This window comes from Roseomonas genomospecies 6 (genome assembly GCF_008365375.1).
Lineage (GTDB): Bacteria > Pseudomonadota > Alphaproteobacteria > Azospirillales > Azospirillaceae > Azospirillum.
Map to the genome: position 1 here is coordinate 1 of NZ_QOKW01000023.1, position 19053 is coordinate 19053.

General features: G+C 67.6%; 13 protein-coding genes. 10 read left to right on the top strand and 3 right to left on the bottom strand.

Translation table 11 applies throughout. The features are described from left to right. Positions 1–276 precede the first annotated feature (276 nt). Together DS843_RS23075 and odhB are read left to right on the top strand one after the other, a co-directional pair. Positions 277–3210, top strand: a complete 2934-nt coding sequence (locus tag DS843_RS23075; protein WP_149471185.1) for a 2-oxoglutarate dehydrogenase E1 component — start codon at positions 277–279, stop codon at positions 3208–3210. A gap of 42 nt (positions 3211–3252) precedes the next feature. Beyond that, positions 3253–4500, top strand: coding sequence for a 2-oxoglutarate dehydrogenase complex dihydrolipoyllysine-residue succinyltransferase (odhB, locus tag DS843_RS23080; RefSeq protein WP_149471186.1), 1248 nt, complete (start codon positions 3253–3255; stop codon positions 4498–4500). A gap of 125 nt (positions 4501–4625) precedes the next feature. On the opposite strand, the gene DS843_RS23085 is transcribed toward odhB, so the two are convergent. Then, positions 4626–6857 carry an ATP-binding protein gene (locus DS843_RS23085; protein ID WP_149471187.1) on the bottom strand — a complete coding sequence of 744 codons (2232 nt, stop codon included), beginning with the start codon at positions 6855–6857 and terminating at the stop codon, positions 4626–4628. Positions 6858–7106: 249 nt separating this feature from the next. On the opposite strand from DS843_RS23085, the gene DS843_RS23090 reads away from it, so the two are divergent. From DS843_RS23090 to DS843_RS23115, 7 genes are all read left to right on the top strand, one after another. Next, positions 7107–8492, top strand: a complete 1386-nt coding sequence (locus DS843_RS23090) for a diguanylate cyclase (protein ID WP_149471188.1) — start codon at positions 7107–7109, stop codon at positions 8490–8492. Positions 8493–8742: 250 nt separating this feature from the next. After that, a complete protein-coding gene (gene zapE / locus DS843_RS23095) occupies positions 8743–9900 on the top strand; it encodes a cell division protein ZapE (protein WP_149471189.1) in 1158 nt (385 codons plus the stop codon). A gap of 343 nt (positions 9901–10243) precedes the next feature. Continuing rightward, the gene (locus DS843_RS23100; protein WP_149471190.1) at positions 10244–12850 is read left to right on the top strand and encodes a tetratricopeptide repeat protein; all 2607 of its coding nucleotides are present in this window, start codon (positions 10244–10246) and stop codon (positions 12848–12850) included. Between the two features lie 14 nt (positions 12851–12864). After that, positions 12865–13536: a hypothetical protein gene (locus DS843_RS31350; protein ID WP_167525430.1), complete on the top strand. Its 672-nt coding sequence runs from the start codon at positions 12865–12867 to the stop codon at positions 13534–13536. Then, positions 13533–14348: a M48 family metallopeptidase gene (locus DS843_RS31355; protein ID WP_167525431.1), complete on the top strand. Its 816-nt coding sequence runs from the start codon at positions 13533–13535 to the stop codon at positions 14346–14348. Before DS843_RS31350 ends, DS843_RS31355 begins: the two co-directional genes overlap by 4 nt. Before the next feature lie 51 nt (positions 14349–14399). After that, positions 14400–15971 carry a hypothetical protein gene (locus tag DS843_RS23110; RefSeq protein ID WP_149471192.1) on the top strand — a complete coding sequence of 524 codons (1572 nt, stop codon included), beginning with the start codon at positions 14400–14402 and terminating at the stop codon, positions 15969–15971. A 122-nt stretch (positions 15972–16093) separates the two neighbouring features. Continuing rightward, entirely contained in the window at positions 16094–16507 is a 414-nt protein-coding gene (locus DS843_RS23115; protein ID WP_149471193.1) for a hypothetical protein, read from the top strand. A gap of 9 nt (positions 16508–16516) precedes the next feature. On the opposite strand, the gene DS843_RS23120 is transcribed toward DS843_RS23115, so the two are convergent. Next, positions 16517–17095, bottom strand: coding sequence for an LOG family protein (locus DS843_RS23120; protein ID WP_149471194.1), 579 nt, complete (start codon positions 17093–17095; stop codon positions 16517–16519). A 46-nt stretch (positions 17096–17141) separates the two neighbouring features. After that, positions 17142–18002 carry a pyridoxal kinase PdxY gene (pdxY, locus tag DS843_RS23125; protein ID WP_149471195.1) on the bottom strand — a complete coding sequence of 287 codons (861 nt, stop codon included), beginning with the start codon at positions 18000–18002 and terminating at the stop codon, positions 17142–17144. A 157-nt stretch (positions 18003–18159) separates the two neighbouring features. Here pdxY and DS843_RS23130 point away from each other — a divergent pair, with 157 nt between their 5' ends. After that, positions 18160–19041 (top strand): HpcH/HpaI aldolase/citrate lyase family protein, encoded by an 882-nt coding sequence (locus DS843_RS23130; RefSeq protein ID WP_149471196.1) that lies wholly within the window; start codon positions 18160–18162, stop codon positions 19039–19041. The last annotated feature ends 12 nt before the right edge of the window (positions 19042–19053 follow it).

The window sequence follows — 19053 nt, forward strand, 5'->3', positions numbered from 1 at the left end:
GCGGTGATCTCCGGCGGCAACGACACCGCCGACTTCAAGATCGAGTTCATGAAGAGCGCGGGCATCGCCGTGGCGGACAGCCCGGCCAGCCTGGGCTCCACCATGCTCAAGGTCTTCAAGGGCTGATAAAGCCGTAGGCGGGAACCCATATTCCCGCACGCCGCCAAAGCCCGAACGGTCCCTGGGTTCTTCTTCGGAAGGCCAGGGACCGTTCGGGCCACGGCGACAAACAAAAAAACTCTCTGAGGGAACCGGGCAAACGCCCGAGGCAAACATATGTCCGCTAATCTGGAGAAGACCTCGTTCCTGTTCGGCTCGAACGCCGAATATGTCGCGGAGTTGTACGCGCGCTTCCTGAAGGACCCCTCCTCGGTGGATTCGAGCTGGAACGGCTTCTTCAAGGAGCTGGACGACGACTCCCGCGCCGTGCTGGACGAGCTGAACGGCCCGTCCTGGAGCCTGGAGGACGGCGCGCTCGCCAACGGCACGCTCGACCCCGTCGCCGCCTCGCTGGAAGGCATCGGCGCGCCCGCCGCCGGAAGCAATGGTTCCGGCAACGCCGGCCTCGTGGCCCATGCCCAGCAGGTGTATGGCGGCATCAGCCACCAGCAGCTCCGCGCCGCGACGCTCGACAGCATCCGTGCGCTGATGCTCATCCGCGTCTACCGCGTGCGCGGCCACATGAACGCGCATTTCGACCCGCTGGGCCTTGAAAAGCGCGAGCCGCACCCGGAACTGGACCCGGCGACCTACGGCTTCGGCCCGGGCGACATGGACCGCCCGATCTTCCTGAACTACTCGCTGGGCCTGGAAACGGCGTCGCTGCGCCAGATCCTGGAAATCCTGCAGAAGACCTACTGCGGGAACATCGGCGTCGAGTTCATGCACATCCAGGACCCGGAAGAGAAGGCCTGGATTCAGGAGCGCATCGAGGGCGGGCGCAACCACACCGACTTCACGGTGAACGGCAAGCGCGCCATCTACGAGCGCCTGATCGCCGCCGAGGGCTTCGAAAAGTTCCTCCAGCTCAAGTACACCGGCACCAAGCGCTTCGGCCTTGAGGGCGGCGAGTCGATGATCCCCGCGCTGGAGCAGATCCTGAAGCGCGGCGGCCAGCTCGGCCTGAAGGAGGTCGTCGTCGGCATGGCCCACCGCGGCCGTCTGAACATGCTGACCAACTTCATGGGCAAGCCCTTCGCCGCCGTCTTCTCGGAGTTCCAGGGCAACCCGTCCAGCCCGCAGGACGTGCAGGGTTCCGGCGACGTGAAGTACCATCTGGGCACCTCGTCGGACCGCGACTTCAACGGCAACATCGTCCACCTGTCGCTGACCGCCAACCCGTCCCACCTGGAATGGGTCAATCCGGTCGTCCTGGGCAAGGTGCGCGCCAAACAGGCGCAGCGCAACGACCTGGACCGCGAGCAGGTCATGGGCGTGCTGATCCACGGCGACGCCGCCTTCGCCGGCCAGGGCATCGTGGCCGAGACGCTGGGCCTGTCGGAGCTGCGCGGCTACCGCACCGGCGGCACCGTGCACTTCATCATCAACAACCAGATCGGCTTCACCACGAACCCGACCTATTCGCGCTCCGGCGTCTACTGCTCGGACATGGCGAAGATGGTCCAGGCGCCGATCTTCCACGTCAACGGCGACGACCCCGAATCCGTCGTCCACATCAGCCGCATCGCCGCCGAGTTCCGCCAGAAGTTCAAGCGGGACGTGGTGATCGACATGGTCTGCTACCGCCGCCACGGCCACAACGAGGGCGACGAGCCGGGCTTCACCCAGCCGCTGATGTACAAGAAGATCCGCGCCCACGCGACCACGCGGGAGCTGTACGGCAAGCAGCTCGTCGAGGAGAACGTCCTCACCCAGGCCGAGTCCGATCAGATGATCCAGGACTTCATGAAGAAGCTGGAGGGTGAGTTCGAGGCCGCCAACTCCTTCAAGCCGAACAAGGCCGACTGGCTGGAGGGCAAGTGGTCCGGCCTGGAGGCCGCGAAGACCGACGACGAGCGCAAGGGCAACACCGGCGTGGCGATCGACGTCCTGCGCGAAGTCGGCAACAAGCTCTGCGAATACCCGAAGGACTTCGCGATCAACTCGAAGATCGCCCGCCAGCTCGAAGCCAAGAAGAAGTCGCTGGAGACCGGCGAGGGCATCGACTGGGCGACGGCGGAGGCGCTCGCCTTCGGCACGCTGCTGGTCGAGGGCAACGGCGTCCGCCTGTCCGGCCAGGATTCGGGCCGCGGCACCTTCTCGCACCGCCACGCGGTGATGTACGATCAGAACACCGAGGCCAAGTACATCCCGCTGAACCACCTCAGCCCGAACCAGGGGCCGTTCGAGGTGCATGACAGCCCGCTGTCCGAGGCCGCCGTGGTCGGCTTCGAATACGGCTACTCGCTGGCCGAGCCGCACAGCCTCACGCTGTGGGAGGCGCAGTTCGGCGACTTCGCCAACACCGCCCAGACCATCATCGACCAGTTCCTCTCGTCGGGCGAGTCGAAGTGGCTGCGCATGTCCGGCCTCGTGATGCTTCTGCCGCACGGCTACGAGGGACAGGGGCCGGAGCACTCGTCGGCCCGTCCGGAGCGCTTCCTGCAGATGTCCGCCGAGGACAACTGGCAGATCTGCAACCTGACGACCCCGGCGAACCTGTTCCACGCCTTCCGCCGCCAGATGCGCCGCCCCTTCCGCAAGCCGCTGGTGCTGTTCACGCCGAAGTCGCTGCTGCGCCACAAGCTGTGCGTCTCCAACCTGTCGGAACTGGCCGAGGGCACGAACTTCCGCCGCGTTCTGGGCGAGACGGCGACCGACCTGCTGCCGAACGAGCAGATCCGCCGCATCGTGGTCTGCACCGGCAAGGTCTATTACGACCTGCTGCAGGAGCGTGCGGCGCGCGGCATCAAGGACGTGGTGCTCGTCCGTCTGGAGCAGCTCTACCCGTTCCCGCGTTCCGCCCTGACCGAGGAGTTCGCCCGCTATCCGAACGCCGAGGTCGTGTGGTGCCAGGAGGAGCCGGAGAACCAGGGCTACTGGACCTTCGTCGACCGCCGTCTGGAAGGCGCGCTGACCTCGATCGAGCACAAGGCGCACCGCCCCAGCTACGCGGGCCGTCCGGCCGCCGCGTCGCCGGCCACCGGCCTTCTGAAGCGTCACAACCAGGAGCAGGCGAAGCTTCTGGAAGACGCCCTCGTCATCCGCTGACTCGACGCCCAGGCGTAAAACAAGAAAGAACGAGAGGAACTTATGGCTACCGAAATCAAGGTCCCCACCCTGGGCGAGTCCGTCTCCGAGGCGACCGTTGCCCGTTGGCTGAAGAAGGTCGGCGAGGCGGTCGCCGCCGACGAGCCGCTGGTCGAGCTGGAGACCGACAAGGTCACGCTTGAGGTGAACGCCCCGACCGCCGGCACGCTGGCGGAGATCGTCGCCGCCGACGGCGCCAACGTCGGTGTGGGCGCCCTGCTGGGCGTTCTGGGCGAGGCCGGCGCCGCCGTCGCCGCCCCAGCGGCTGCCGCCGCTCCCGCCGCCGCCGCTCCGGCCCCGGCCGCCGCCCCGGCTGCCGCTCCGGCCCCGGCGGGCGCCGCCGCTCTGGCCGACGCCGGCCCGGCGGCCCGCAAGCTGGTCGCCGAGAAGGGCCTCGACGCCTCCCAGATTGCCGGCACCGGCAAGGACGGGCGCATCACCAAGGGCGACGTGATCGACCACGCCGCCAAGCCGGCCCCGGCCGCCGCTCCGGCAGCCGCGCCGCAGAAGTACCAGTGGGCCGCCGGCACCGCGGGCGACCGTCCGCGCGCCGCGCAGGAGGAGCGGGTCCGCATGACCCGTCTGCGCCAGCGCATCGCCGAGCGTCTGAAGGAGGCCCAGAACAGCGCCGCCATGCTGACCACCTTCAACGAGGTGGACATGACCAACGTCATGGCGCTGCGCAACGAGTACAAGGACTACTTCGAGAAGCGCCACAAGGTGCGTCTCGGCTTCATGTCCTTCTTCGTCAAGGCCGCCATCCAAGCGCTGAAGGAAATCCCGGCGGTCAACGCCGAGATCGACGGCACCGACATCGTCTACAAGAACTACTACGACGTCGGCGTCGCCGTCGGCACGCCGCAGGGTCTGGTGGTTCCGATCGTCCGCGACGCCGACAAGCTCGGCTTCGCCCAGATCGAGGGCAAGATCGGCGAGCTGGGCAAGAAGGGCCGCGACGGCAAGCTGTCGATGGACGAGCTGACCGGCGGCACCTTCACCATCTCCAACGGCGGCGTCTACGGCTCGCTGATGTCCACCCCGATCATCAACCCGCCGCAGTCGGCCATCCTGGGCATGCACAAGACCCAGGACCGTCCGGTCGTCGTGAACGGGAAGATCGAAATCCGCCCGATGATGTATCTGGCCCTGTCCTACGACCACCGGATCATCGACGGCAAGGAGGCGGTGACCTTCCTCGTCCGCATCAAGGAAAACATCGAGGACCCGCGCCGCCTGCTGCTGGACGTCTGATACGAACAAAGGGAATGCGGGAGGCATCGTCCTCCCGCACCCGACCGTCGGGGACGAAAGCCCCCGGACCTAAAAAAGGCGCCGCAAGGCGCCTTTTTCTTTGCCGTGGCATCTTTGGACGTCTGTCACACCAACGCGGCGGCGATCTTCGCGGCGGTGTCTTCCGGCTTAACGACCCGTTCGGCGGGCAGGCGCAGGGTCATGGTGGTGCCGGCGCCGAGGGTGCTGGCGCAGGTCAGCGAACCGCCGTGCAGCTCCATGAAGTTCTTGGAGATGGACAGCCCCAGCCCGGTGCCCTCGAACTGGCGGCTGGAGGAGTTGTCGGCCTGCCGGAAGGGCTGGAACAGATGCTCCATGAATTCCTTCGGAATGCCGATTCCCGTGTCGGTCACGGACAGGGCCAAGGCGCCGTCCTCCTCGACGCGGGCGGTCAGGGTGACGCTGCCGCCCTCCGGCGTGAACTTCACGGCGTTGGACAGCAGGTTCAGCAGCACCTGCTTGAAGGCGCGGCGGTCCACCCAGACGGCGGGGAGGCCTCCCGATACGGTGTTGTGCAGATCCACCCCACTGTCGGCGGCGCGGTCGCGGACCATGGTCAGGCACTGGACCGCCGCCTCGCAGGGGTCGATCACCTCTTCCGACAGCTCGTAGCGGCCCGCCTCGATCTTCGACATGTCGAGCACGGCGTTCACGATGTCCAGCAGGTGCTTGCCGCTGTCGTGGATGTCCTTGGCGCAGGCCTTCTGGCGGTCGTTCAGCTTGCCGAAGAACTCGCTGTCCAGAATCTCCGAAAAGCCGATGATGGCGTTCAGCGGCGTCCGCAGTTCGTGGCTCATGTTGGCCAGGAAATCGGACTTGGCGCGGTTGGCCATCTCCGCCTGACTCTTCGAGGCGAGCAGTTCGGCCTCCTGCTGCTTGCGCTTGGTGATGTCGCGGATGACGCCGACGAAGACGCGGCGCGCGGCCTCGCCCTGCCCGTCCGGCCCGCCCAGCCGCAGTTCGCTGACCGCCAGGTTCATGGGGAAGGTGCTGCCGTCGCGGCGCAGCGCCAGAACCTCGCGGTCGTTGCCGATGATGCGCGATCCGGCGTTCGGGCGGTATTCGGCCATCGACCGGTCGTGGCCGGCGCGGAAGGCTTCCGGCAGCAGGATGTTGACGCTCTGCCCCACCACTTCCGCCTCGGCGTAGCCGAACATGCGTTCCGCCGCGGGGTTGAAGGTCTCGATGACGCCGCGGGAATCGATGGTGACCACCGCGTCCACCATGGATTCCAGGATGCCGCGGATGCGGCGGGAGGCGCGCTCCAGCCGGTTCTGGTCCTGCTCCCGCCGGGCCTGCTGCCGCTCCACGTACCAGGTCAGCAGCGCGATCACGACGGACATGGCGAGGCCCATCGCGATCCACACCGCGCTGTCACGCTTCCATTCGCCCAGCGCCTCGGCCTTCGGCAGGGTGGCGGCGACGATGAAGGGATAGTCGGCGACGCGGCGGACGCTGGCGACGCTGGGGCGCCCGTCGGTGGGCAGCACGGTGTCCAGGGTCGCCGCGTCCCGCGCGCTCAGCACGGCGTCGACCTCCGGCCAGTCCGCCAGGCGGGCGAGACGCCGCCGGCCTTCGTCCCAGGGGCGGTGGATCAGCACCGTGCCGTCGGCCAGCGCCAGGGTGACGGTGCCCTCCAGCCCCAGCCGCAACCCTTCGAAGCCGGCCCCCAGCCGCAACGGGTTGATCATGGCCACCACCACCCCGGCGAAGCTGCCGTCCGGGTGCGACCAGCGGCGGCTCATCGGGATGACGTAGGTGCCGGGGAAGGCGACGCTGGGGATCGGCGCCCCGACATGCAGGCCGCCGCCCGCGCCGCCGCCGCCGTTGCCGCTGCCGTCGCGGTGGACCGCGAAATAGGGCCGGTTGGTCAGGTCGAAGCTGGGCGGGCTGGTGTCGGCGGAATGGTGCAGCGCACGGCCGGTCTCGTCAACCACGACCAGACCGGAAATCGGGCTGATGACGTCGCGCCGGTGGCGCAGAAGCTCGCTGACGACCGGCGCGCCGGCGTTGCGGGCCTGCGGGTGGGTGTCCAGGATGGTCACCAGATCGGACAGCAGCAGGTCCACGCTGAACACCGTGCGGACCGCCTGCTCCTCCAGGATTCGGGCAAGGTTGCGGGTGGAGCGCTCCGCCCCCTGGACGGCCTCGGTGTGGCGCTGCCAGACGCCATAGCCGATCATCGCGTTCACCACGATGATGAAGGCGACGCCGGACGCCCTCATCAGGAAACGCACCGACCCCAGAACTTCGAACAGCCGCTCCCCCATTCCGGCGGGCGGCGGGTTCGCGTCGCGAACCGGATTGCGGCTGGCCATGGCTGTGAACACTTCTCCGCACTCAGTCCAAACGGGCCGCCCGCATGGAACACCCCCTGCAAGCCTCACCCAACCGAGGCGGTCCCGCCCCCGGCACACCGCCAATCTTGCGCGAAAACCATAATGGAAGTTTAACCTTAGTGCATCAATGAACCCGCCTGCGGGCAAGCGATTGCCGCTTTGCGTAACGGTCCGCGGGCGCTACAAATCCGGAAGGGTTAGGGCACGGCGCGCAAAGGAACAGGGACGATGGACAGCCAGAAAGACCGCAAGGCAGCGATCCTCGCCGCCACGCTGTCGTCGCTGTGGGCGGACACCGAACCCGCCGTGCGCGAGCGCGTGACGGCCATCGCGCTCGCCGACGCCGAGGCCATTTCGGACATCTTCTACGCGATCCTGCTGGACCGCCCGGACAGCAACAGCTTCCTCAGCCACACGCTGGTCCAGGAACGGCTGCGCCCGTCGCTGGCCCGCTGGATCGGCGCCCTCTTCACGGCCTCCACCGATCAGGCCATCGCGGCGGTTCTGGAACAGAACTACCAGATCGGCCTGATCCACGCCCGCATCAACATCCCGCTGACCCTGGTCAACGCCGGGATGCGCATCATCAAGAAGGAACTGTCCACCCGCCTGCTGGCCGCCGACCTGGACCGCACGCAGACCGCCGCCGCCATCCTGTTCGTCGGCGAATTGCTGGACACCGTGCTGGACAACATGCACGAGGCCTATCTGGGCGACCTGCTGGGCAACGTGCGCCACCAGCAGTCGCTGAAGATGTTCATGAGCGGCGCCAATCTGGCGCTGGAGGGCGAGCGGCTGAAATCGTCGCTGTTCGATTGGCTGCGCAACACGGTCGTCGCCTTCTACGCGCACGAGGACAGCAACCACGCGAACCCGCCGCCCATCGAATCCTCCGATTTCGGCCTGTGGCTGAACCACAAGGCGGAGCTGACCTTCGGCCGCGTGACGGAACTGGACCGCATCCGCGAGAGCACCAACCGCATCAGCGCCAAGGTCACCGCCGCGGTGGAAGGCGGATGGATCACCCCCGCCTTCGTGAAGGGGTTGAACAACGACGTCACGGAGATCGCCTATTTCCTCGGCACCATCATCGAGAAAGCGATGGAGATCGAGGGTGGACGCGACCCGCTGACCCGCCTGCTGACGCGGCGCTTCATGCCGGCCATCTTCCAGCGCGAGGTGTCCATCAGCCTGCGCCATGGAAAGCCCTTCGCCGTGCTGCTGATGGACGCGGACCATTTCAAGACGATCAACGACACGCAGGGTCATCAGGCGGGCGATTCCGTCCTGTCCGACATGGCGGAGCTTCTGCACACGAACGTCCGGGCCGGCGATTTCGTCTTCCGCTACGGCGGTGAGGAGTTCCTCGTCCTGCTGACGGAGATGGACGAGGCGTCCCTGCGCATGAAGGCCGAACGGCTGCGGCAGATCGTGGAGGAGCACCGCTTCAACGGTCCAGGGAAGGGTGGCGCGGCGAGCGGGTTGCGGGTCACCGCCTCGATCGGGGCGGCCCTGCACGACGGCCACCCGGATTACGAGCACACCGTCCGCCGGGCCGATGCCGCGCTCTACGAGGCCAAGCGCCAAGGCCGCAACCGCGTGGTGTTCGCCTGATCCGGTAAATCCGCTTTGTGAAGGAGATGAACCACGAAAGACACGGAGACACAGAGAGGCGAACGGCAAAGCGTCGTCTCCACGCCCGCCGTTACGAAGCCCCAGCCTCTCCCATCCCTCCGTGTCTCTGTGCCTCTGTGGTGAAAGCCCCGACCGCCGGCAGGACGGACCAGCATCCCGGCATCGGGCGTTGCCCTGCGGTGCGGCATCGGCTACGTAAGACCTTTCCCAGCCGAGACCCGCGAATTCCATGTCTGACGGACCGCTTTCGCTCTACCGGGCCCGCCGCGGCACCGGGACGCTGCGCCCCGACCCCGACCAGGAGCTGGCCGCCGAAAAACTCCAGAGCCTTCACAAGGCGCTGAAGGGCTACAGCCCCCTGCCCGCCAGCGGGAAGACCGGCGGCGCCAAGGCCGGCTGGCTGGAGCGGTTCGGTCTGGGCCGCCCGCGTCCGGAGCCGGTGGAGGCGCCGCAGGGCCTCTACATGTACGGCGGCGTCGGGCGCGGCAAGTCGATGCTGATGGACCTGTTCTTCGACACCGCCCCGGTCGAGAAGAAACGCCGGGTCCATTTCCACGAATTCATGCTGGAGGTGCACGAGCGCATCCACCAGCATCGCCAGTCGGGCAGGAGCAAGGGCAAGGACGCCGACGATTCCCTGCCCGAACTGGCCCGCGCGCTCGCCGACGAGGCCTGGCTGCTCTGCTTCGACGAGTTCCACGTCACCAACGTCGTGGACGCGATGATCCTGGGGCGGCTGTTCACCAGCCTGTTCGACCTGGGCGTGGTGGTGGTCGCCACCTCCAACTGGCCACCCGACATGCTCTACAAGGACGGGCTCCAGCGGGAGCTGTTCCTGCCCTTCATCGCCCTGCTGAAGGACAAGCTGGACGTGCTGGCCCTGGAGGGGCCGACCGACTACCGGCTGGACCGGCTTCAGGGCAAACCCGTCTATTTCTGGCCGCTCGGCCCGGACACCGATTCCCGAATCCGCGGAACCTTCGAGACGCTGACCGACGGCGCCCGGGGCGAGCCGACCCATCTGCTGGTCCAGGGCCGGCGGGTGGAGATCGCCTGCGCGGCCAAATGCGTGGCCATGGTCGATTTCTGGAGCCTGTGCGGCAAACCGCTGGGGGCCGCCGACTACATCGCCATCGCGACGCACTTCCACACCGTGCTGATCCACGGCGTGCCGACGATGAAGGACGAGCTGCGCAACGAGGCCAAGCGCTTCATGACGCTGATCGACGCGCTCTACGAGCACAAGGTCAACCTCGTGGTCGCCGCCGAAGGCCCGCCGGAACGGCTGTACCCCGAAGGCACCCACGCCTTCGAATTCGAGCGCACGGTCAGCCGCCTGATGGAGATGCAGTCCGAGGACTATCTGCGGCAGCAGCACCTGACCTGACGGTCGCCGTTTCCCTCGACCCTCGGTCCCGGACGACGAAGCCACTGCGATGCGGTTGCCGAACGCGCAGCCGCCTCCCCTCACTCTCATACACCCGCATGGATTGACCACCCCCAGGAGATGAAGCCGGGGGTCGGTAAGATTCATGTTGGAGAATCGTGAGAATTTTGCGATAAAAAAGGGAGCAAAGTCGTCGAGCAATGTCCGAATACGGACGTTGCTGTCTTTTTCATCACCTTTAAGCGGTACGGCCCGCCCGCAAGAAGTATTCCTGAGCTGAATACTCTGGAATGCAACCGCGTCTTGCGACCAAGCCTGTTCGCCAGAGGTCGGGGAAACGATCGTGACCGGTGCAACGGACCTCCTGCTTTCCGAAGCCAAGCGCTTGGCCCCGGCTCTGCTTGCCCTGGTCGATGGCGAAGGTGGGGAGCCGGGGCTGGAGCAGGTACGGCACCGGCTGAAACGGGCCAAGAGCCGCGTCGGTGCCGCCGGCCTCGGCGCGGCGCTGGGCCTCGACCCGCGCAACGAACTGGGCGTGTTCGAAGGCATCCTGAAGGATCTCGCCGAGCGCGCGGGCCGTGTGGCCGATGCCCCCGGGGAGCGCAGCGTCGAAGAGCGCAATCTCCGGATCGCCGCCCTGCGCTTCCTGGATTTCTGCGCCCTCGTCAGCCACCGGCTGGATCGCCCCGAACTGGCCCCCCGCTACGAACCGTCCACCGACGAGCAGTTGGGGAGGCGGCAGCTTCGCGCGCTGGAGCTGCTGGTGCGCAGCCTCGTCAACGAAACCGCGGACGGGCAGGAGACCCTGCGCCAACGGCTGGAGGCGGCCTTCGGGGCCGAGCGTGTCCAGACCTGGATGAAGACGGCGGACCCCGGCGACTTGCTGTCCGGCACGACCTTCAGCGAACTGGTCAGCATCTTCGTCGACAAGGACGCCTTCCGCACCCACCACGAAACGCTGTTCGAGGAAACCCGCTACCTGCGCTACCTGCGCAACAAGCGCGAGACCATCCGCAGCTTCCTGGAGGATGTCCGCCGCCTGCGCAACATCGTCGCCCACAACCGGCGCATCACCCCGGTCCAGCTCGCCCTGCTCGACCACTATTACGAGGAGTTGGCCCAGCCGGTCGGCGAAGCGTTCCGCAGCAGCAGGACCACGGTCGACCCGCAGGAGTTCATGCAGGTTTCGGGCGCGCAGCTCGACGGCTGGTTCAACGCGCTGAAGGAGGATGTCGGGGCGATCCGCGAGGACCTGCGCGGCCTGACCGGGGTGACGCGCGGCATCGACCTGCGCACCCGTTTCATCGAGCTGAGCACCGGGCTGATCGACCGGCGGACCCAGGTCATCTCCGCGGGCGTCAAGGCGCTGCTGGTGGTGGCGGTGCTGGGGGCGCTCATCCCGCTGTGGGAGGTGGTCCTCTACGTCACCCAGCGTTGGGAGGCCCGCGCCCTGGCCGGGCAATACGCCGGGGTCGCCGACGAGATCTACCACCGCGAGAACAACCCCACCGTCGCCCAGTCGCTGATCGAGCGGGCCATCGCCCTCGACCCCGGCAACCCCCGCCTGCAGACCAGCAAGGCCTACATGGACGGCATGGCGGCGGTGCGCGAACTTCTGAACCTCGACCGCCCGCTGTTCAAGGAGGAGCTGGACCGCGCCCACACGGCCCTGGCGAGTGCCGCATGGCTGGAACGGCTGGACGAAAGCCAGCCGGAGCCGCACATCCTGCGCGGCCAGATCTACATGGCGCTGGACCAGAAACGCGACGATCTGGCCCGCGCGGCCTTCGAACGGGCGGTCGCCATCGCGCCGCGCAACGTCTTCGCCCTGATGCGGCTCGCCGCGTTGAAGCAGCGCGCCGGCGATGCCGAGGGCGCTCTCGCGCTGCTGGACCGGGCGCTGGAGATCGATCCGCGGGACAAATGGTCCTGGCTGTGGCGCGGCATCGTGCACGCCGACACCCTCAAGCAATGGGACAAGGCCCGCGAGGACTACGCCCGCGCGCTGGAGATCGACTCCCGCTTCGACCTCGCCCACTACAACATCGGCTGGACCTGGATCAACCAGCCCCCCGCGGACTACGCCAAGGCTCTGGAATCCTTCGAGCGGGTGCTGCAGATCAATCCCAACTACAAGGAAGCCTACCACGCCATCGGCTTCGCCTTCGCCAACCAGAGGCAGTACGAGGTGGCGAAGTTCCATTACAACCGCGCCCTGCAACTGGACCCGAACTATGTGACCGCCTGGAAATGGCGGGCGGTGATCAATCAGGACATGGGGCTGCGGAAGGAGGCGCTGGCCGATTTCGCCCAGGCGATGGAGCTGTCGCCGCGCGACCCGGATCTCTACGTCCGCCGCGCCCGCACCTACCAGCTCGAAAACCAGAACGATCAGGCCATCGCCGATCTGACCTTCGCCAGCCAGCTCCGGCCCGGAATCGCGCGCATCTGGACCACGCTGGGCGACGTGTACCGCCGCACCCATCAGCACACCGCGGCGATCGAAAGCTACGGCCGGGCGCTGGAGATCAACCCGAAGGACGAGGTCGCCCTGATGGGCCGCGCGGAATCGCGCGGCGCCAACGGCGACCCGGACGGCGCGCGGGAGGACTTCAGCGCGGCCTTCGCCGCCGTCAACTACCGGCCCGAGCGAATCTGGCTCCGCCGCGGCCAGTTCAACCAGCAGTACGGCGACCACGAACAGGCCCTGGACGATTTCCGGCAGGCGCGCAAGGCGGCGCCGCGCGATTTCGAAAGCTGTCTGGCCGAGGCCGCCCTGCTGGTCCAGTTGGTCCGCATCAAGGAGGCGGACGCCGCCATCGCGTCCTGCCGCCGCCTGCGGCCCCAGGACACGACCCTGAACGAGCTGCGGGGGCAGCTCCAGCTCCTGATCGACCGCGCCGCGGCGGAGCAGGAGGGGGACAGGAACGACGACAAGGACGCCAATTGAAGGGGGAATGACCGATGGACCTGAAACCACGTCCCTGGCTGGCCGCCCTGTGCGGCGCCGCGGCCATGGGCCTGCTGGCGGGATGCGTGCCGTCGATGGACAAGCTGCGCGAGATGGCGGACAAGCCGGTCATCTACGGCACCAACATCGACCTGAACAGGCCGGCCTTCGTGGCCTGCCGCGACGCGGCGCTGCTGTCCTCGCCCCAGCGCATGGCCCCCAGGACCGCGGTTCTGGCCTATGGCAGCGCGGTCACGCCGCTCGACTACGCGGGGGAGTATCTTCTGCCGGACTCCCAGCAGGAGAAGCATTCGGGCCGCGAGAGGGCGCCGGAGAAGAAGCACTCCGCCACCTGGACCAAGGTCCGATCGGACAAGGGCGAGGGCTGGGTCGCCACCCTTTGCCTGGCCGACGCCACGCTGCAGGCGCGTCAGGACCCGAACGGCAAGCCCCCCGCCGCCACCGGCGGCACCGCCGTCGCCAGCGCCCGCGGCTTCAGCGAGGCCCAGGTGGCCGACCAGTCGGTGATGCGCGGCGGCACGGGCGCCCTGCGGCGCGCCGCCTGCACGGGCGACTGCAACGGCCTGCCCATCGTGGATCGCCTGATCGCCGACACGCCCATGAAGGATGCGGCCGACTCCACCCGCGCCTTCCGCACCGCCGGCAAGCTGGGAGAATTCAAATGACCACCCGCCGCTTCTTCCTCGCCTCGGCCGCCGCCCTCGTCGCCGTCGGCCCGCAGGCGGCCCTTGCCCAGAACCAGAAGGGCCTGACCATCGCCGACATCCTGAAGGACGCCGAGGCGGCCCGCATGGGGCCGGTCGACCAGTACCAGCTCGGCCGTGGCGCCGCGGCGAACCTCGTCGCCGGTCAGAAGCTGCTGCCGGTGTCCTCCGCTCCGGCGGTCTATGTGCGGCAGGTTCTGGACACGCTGACTCTCGGCTCCCTCCAGCCCTTCACCTACCGCGGGCCGGTGCTGGGCCTGATCGTCTCCGGCGAGTTGAACGCCTATGCCGCTCCCGGCCCCTTCGTCTTCGTCACCACCGGCATGCTGCGCTTCCTTCAGGACGAGGAGGAGCTGGCCGCCATCCTGGCGCACGAGCTGGCCCACACCGAACTGGGCCACACCGTCTACGGCGTGCAGAACGCCAAGGCGGGCATGACCTTCATGAAGGCGACCGATGGCGGCTTCAAGGATCTGCTCACCGACATGACGGAGACCATCCAGAACGGCTATTCGGTGGAGATCGAGGCCGAGGCCGACGCCCGCGCCGTGGAGCTTCTGTCCGCCGCCGGCTACCGTCCGATGGCGCTGGCCGATCTGCTGGAGCGGTTCAAGGCCCGGACCAACAGCTACGGCGGCGCCAAGTATCCGCAGCAGCGCACCCACTATCTGATGCAGAAGGTGGCCGGCCTCGCCTCGCCCGACCCTTCGGCCATCGCGATCCGCGCCGAGCGGTTCCGCAAATCCATGGCGGCGCTTCCGAAGAACGCCTGACCGGCCTTCCGGTGCCGAAGAGTTCCCAATAGCGGACGGAGCGGGACGACCATGAGCGACACGGCCATGAGCGACACGGCCATGAGCGACACGGCGATGACCATCGGCACGCTGGCCGAAGGCGAGGGGCTGATCCGGGCGGGCGATCCGCCCCGGATCGTCGCCGAACACGCGGTCTTCCTGTTCTATCCGTTCCGCCACGGCACCGCATCCTGGCCGCTCAAGCCCACGGAGACGCTCGGCTCGCTGGCGGGGCAGGATTGGCTGCCGAACATCGGGGGGGAACCGAGCGATCCGAAGGGGCAGAGTCTCTGGAAGGAAAGCCCCTGGCCCTTGACGGACCTCGATCCCCAAGTGACGGAACAGTTGACCGTCAGGGACGGCCAAGGCGCCCTGAAGGTCCTGGCGCTCCCCTCCCAACGGAACATCCGGAAATGGCTGACCGGTGGGCAGGTGTCGGAATTGCGGCTTCGGTTGCCCTTTTCGGCCTCCGCCCGGAAACGGCTGGAACGGCGTGGTCTTCCACGGATCGACTCGGTCGGGGTGGACTTCGGCTCGATCCGTCTTCTGCCCTTCCGCACCGGACAAGGGGTGCTTCTGGTCGAGACGCGGTTCGTCACCGGCGGGCCGATGCCGGACACCGTGCTGGTGGAAGCCGCGACCGCTCTCTGCCACGACCGCGGCCTGGAATGGCGGCTCACCAACGGCGACCATGTGCCGACGCGGGGCGGCAAGGACCGCTTCACGCTCGCGAGCCTGCTCGGCAGCCTTGTCCAGGACACCGCGCTCCAGCCGCTGAACGGCCGGCGGTTGTTCAGCTACGCCTTCGCCGCCTTCGACGAACGGCTGGACGACCAGCGGCGCGACCGCCTTCTGGTTCAGTTGAGCCGCAAATACACCGACGACTACCGGATCATGGACCCGCTTGGGGACGCTTCGCATGTCCGGGTGTTCGACACCGTCGCCCACGCCGCCTATTCCGAAGGTTGCGCGACGGTGGTCGAGCGTTTGCCTGCGAATGGAGCCGACAAGCCGCCCGATTTCCTGACCGGGTTCCTGAAAAACGCGGTGGAGGCCCGTTATCTGGGCGTCGCGGCGCTGGACGTCCATGCCCGCGAAGCGCTTCTGACGCTGTCGCGGGACAGCACCTTCTGGCCAGATATGGACAATCCAAGCGAAGAGCAGATCGAGAGTCTGAGCCGCTTGCAGAAGCAGATCCTCGCTTACCGGCTCCGTTGCCGCGTCTCCCGCGTCAGCCCGATCAGCATGCACAACAGCTTCCATGAAATCCTGTCCAACGCTTTCCGGCTGGACGGTATCCTGCGGGACGTCAACGACGACGCTCAGGAGATCGGCACCTACCTGCAAGAGCGCCAAGCCGAACTGAAGCGAGAATCAGAAAAGATCTGGCGCCTTCTCATTAAAATGATCGCAGGCGCCTCCATCCTCAGCGTCGTCACAGATCTTTTGAATTTTTTCGGCATTAAATTCTACAGCGGCGATGCTGCGATCGTTCTGGATTTCGACAGTTACTTGTTATACATCGTCGTGCTGATTTTTATATTTTCTTTCGCATTGTTCTTTGCACCATTGATTTTCCTCAGGAATTCCCGGGACGACTGACCTCCGCAATCGCCCGTGTTACCACGTTCATACCGCCCTACTCCCGTTTCGCGCCGAAGATAATTGGGCGCTCGGCGTTGTATTGCTGAACGCTGGTCCAACGGCAAGGGAGACGGCGGCGCATGCCATGGCGGTTCCGGTGCGGTGCACTGCTGACGCTGGCGCTTTGTCTGACGGTTCCACCGGCCCCCGCCACGGCGGCGGCGGGCAGCGTCGATTGCTGGCTGCTCGACGGGGAAGCGCTGACCCGGGCGCGGGCGAACGGCTGGTGCAAGGACGCCTTTTCCCGGAATTCGCAGACCGGGGCGGCGCCCGTCGTCACGGTCACCGCCGCCCCCCTTCCCGTCCGCAAGCCCGACCCGCCCCCGAAGAAGCGGACCGTCACCGTCCAGCGCAAGGCGAAGGCGCAGCCCGATTCCCAGGCGGCGGCCATCGTCCGCCCCGCGGGCCGGAGCGGTTCGGCCGAAGAGTGGGATTTCGGCACGCAGTTCAAGCGCGACTGGAACGCCCTGATGAAGAAACTCCTGGAGCCGTGAGGAGCCGGATCAGGTGCGGGCCTCGTCCAGCCACTTCCTCACCGCCGGCGGTTCATAGGCGGCGAAGGCGTCCAGGATGCCCGCCGCGCTGTCGCGGACGATCAGCATGTCGCGGTGTTTGGGCTGCATGAAGCGCTCCGCCGCCACATGGTCGAGGAAGCCGGCCAGCCCGTCGTAGAAGCCGGAGGCGTTGAGCAGGCCGCAGGGCTTGTCGTGGCGGCCGAGTTGCGCCCAGGTCCACACCTCGAACAGCTCCTCCAGCGTGCCGATGCCGCCGGGAAGCGCGATGAAGCCGTCCGACAGCTCGGCCATCAGGGCCTTGCGCTCGTGCATGGTGGAGACGATCCGCAACTCCTGGAGGCCCTGATGCCCGACCTCCTTGTCCATCAGGAATTGCGGGATGATGCCGGTGACGGTGCCGCCCGCCGCCAGAACCGAGTCGGCGATCCGCCCCATCAGGCCGGTCCGTCCGCCGCCGTAGACGAGGCCGATGCCACGCTCCGCCATGAGGCGGCCAAGCTGCTCCGCGGCCTCGCCATAGGCCGGGTTGGTGCCGGGGTTGGACCCGGCATAGACGCAAATCCGCATGTCGTTCCTCTGTTCGCGCCGTCTGTGGGCGCTTTTCGTGAATGGCTTACCGGACGCGGGTGACCGTGAAGCGCTGGGAGGGGTTCACGAACTCGTCCTGCGCCGCGATCAGTTGCAATTCCCGCGTGCCCATCCGGCGGGTGGTCTGGAAGATGGCGTAGATGGCCGCCGCCGCCTGCTCCAGCGCCTGGGCCGGGTCGAAGGCCTTCAGGTAGTGGGCCAGGAACAGCGCCGCCACCGCGTCGCCGGACCCGTTGGGCGGCGGGTCCAGCGGCAGGCGCGGGGTGGAGACCAGCCAGGCGCCGTCCCGGTCGTCGGCAAGCATCTCGATGTGGCCGGGGTCGGCGTCCTTGCGGGTCAGGCTGGTCACCAGGACCAAACGCGGCCCGCGCGCCCGCAGCGCCGCGGTGGCGGCCAGCGCGTCGTCCAGCGTCTCCACCATCCGGCCCGTCAGATACTCCAGCTCGAACTGGTTGGGGGTCATCAGATCGGCGGCGGGGACGGCGTGCTCCCGGATGAATTCCGGCAGGCCCGGACGCACGAAGAAGCCGCGCCCGACGTCGCCCATCACCGGATCGCAGGCGTAGACCGCGCGGGGGTTGGCGGCCTTCAGCCGGCCCGCCGTCTCGATGATCACCTGCCCCAGCCCGACGTCGCCCATATAGCCGGACAGCAGCGCGTCGCAGGTCGGCAGGACGCCGCGCGCGGCGACGCCGTCCATCAGATCGGCCACATGCTCCGCCTTGAAGACCTGCCCGGTCCATTCGCCGTAACCCGTGTGGTTGGAGAACTGCACCGTGTTCACCGCGATGGCGTCGCAGCCCAGCCGTTGCAGCGGGAACACCGCGGCCCGGTTGCCGACATAGCCGTAAGCGACGTGGGACTGGATCGAGATGACGGTCTTCATGGGCGGACGGTCCGAAAGGTTGGGGGCGCATCGTAAACCGTCCGCCCCGCGGGCTGGGCAAGCATTCCGCGCAAACCAGCCCTACGCGCCGCATGGACAGCGGGTTTCCTTGCGGCTAATCCTGCGGCAACGACACGGAAACGCTTGAGGGAATGCCATGGCCGCCACCGCCCGCCCGCGCCGCAGCGTGCTCTACATGCCCGGTTCCAACGCCCGCGCGCTGGAGAAGGGGCGCTCGCTGCCCGCCGACGGCCTGATCCTCGACCTGGAGGACGCCGTCGCCCCCGACTCGAAGGCCGAGGCCCGCGCCACCATCAAGGCGTCCATCGCCGCGGGCGGCTATGGCGGGCGGGAACTGGTGGTCCGCACCAACGGGCTGAACAGCCCCTGGGGCTACGACGACCTCGTGATGGCGGCCTCCAGCGGGGCCGACGCCGTTCTGCTGCCGAAGGTGGAGAGCGCCGACATGGTCCGACAGGCGGAGGCCGTTCTGCGGGCCAACGGCTCGCCGGAGGGGCAGACCATCTGGTGCATGATGGAGACGCCGCTCGGCATGCTGAACGCGAAGGAGATCGCCGGGGCCAGCCCGAAGCTGGGCGGGCTGGTGATGGGCACCTCCGACCTCGCCAAGGATCTGCACGCGGCCCACACGCGCGACCGGCTGCCGATGCTGACCAGCCTGGGCCTCTGCCTGCTGGCGGCGCGGGCCTACGGCCTCGCCATCCTGGACGGGGTGCATCTCGACCTGAACGACGACGCGGGTTTCGCCGAGTCCTGCCGGCAGGGGCGGGAGCTTGGCTTCGACGGGAAGACGCTGATCCACCCGAAGACCATCGCCGCCTGCAACGCGGCCTTCGCCCCCGGCGAGGACGAAATCGTCCAGGCCCACCGGATCATCCAGGCCCATGCGGAGGCCCTCGCCCAAGGCAAGGGGGTGGTGCTGGTGGACGGACGGCTGGTCGAGAACCTCCACGTCGAGAACGCCCGGCGCCTCGTCGCGATGGCCGAGGCGATCCGGGCGCTGGAGGCGGCGGGCTGACGCCCACCGCCC

Coding starts and splice junctions, on each gene's coding strand:
- DS843_RS31350 (WP_167525430.1), top strand. CDS start 12,865: ATGGACCTGAAACCACGTCCCTGGCTGGCCGCCCTGTGCGGCGCCGCG.
- DS843_RS23130 (WP_149471196.1), top strand. CDS start 18,160: ATGGCCGCCACCGCCCGCCCGCGCCGCAGCGTGCTCTACATGCCCGGT.
- DS843_RS23075 (WP_149471185.1), top strand. CDS start 277: ATGTCCGCTAATCTGGAGAAGACCTCGTTCCTGTTCGGCTCGAACGCC.
- odhB (WP_149471186.1), top strand. CDS start 3,253: ATGGCTACCGAAATCAAGGTCCCCACCCTGGGCGAGTCCGTCTCCGAG.
- DS843_RS23090 (WP_149471188.1), top strand. CDS start 7,107: ATGGACAGCCAGAAAGACCGCAAGGCAGCGATCCTCGCCGCCACGCTG.
- DS843_RS31355 (WP_167525431.1), top strand. CDS start 13,533: ATGACCACCCGCCGCTTCTTCCTCGCCTCGGCCGCCGCCCTCGTCGCC.
- DS843_RS23110 (WP_149471192.1), top strand. CDS start 14,400: ATGAGCGACACGGCCATGAGCGACACGGCCATGAGCGACACGGCGATG.
- pdxY (WP_149471195.1), bottom strand. CDS start 18,002: ATGAAGACCGTCATCTCGATCCAGTCCCACGTCGCTTACGGCTATGTC.
- DS843_RS23115 (WP_149471193.1), top strand. CDS start 16,094: ATGCCATGGCGGTTCCGGTGCGGTGCACTGCTGACGCTGGCGCTTTGT.
- zapE (WP_149471189.1), top strand. CDS start 8,743: ATGTCTGACGGACCGCTTTCGCTCTACCGGGCCCGCCGCGGCACCGGG.
- DS843_RS23120 (WP_149471194.1), bottom strand. CDS start 17,095: ATGCGGATTTGCGTCTATGCCGGGTCCAACCCCGGCACCAACCCGGCC.
- DS843_RS23085 (WP_149471187.1), bottom strand. CDS start 6,857: ATGGCCAGCCGCAATCCGGTTCGCGACGCGAACCCGCCGCCCGCCGGA.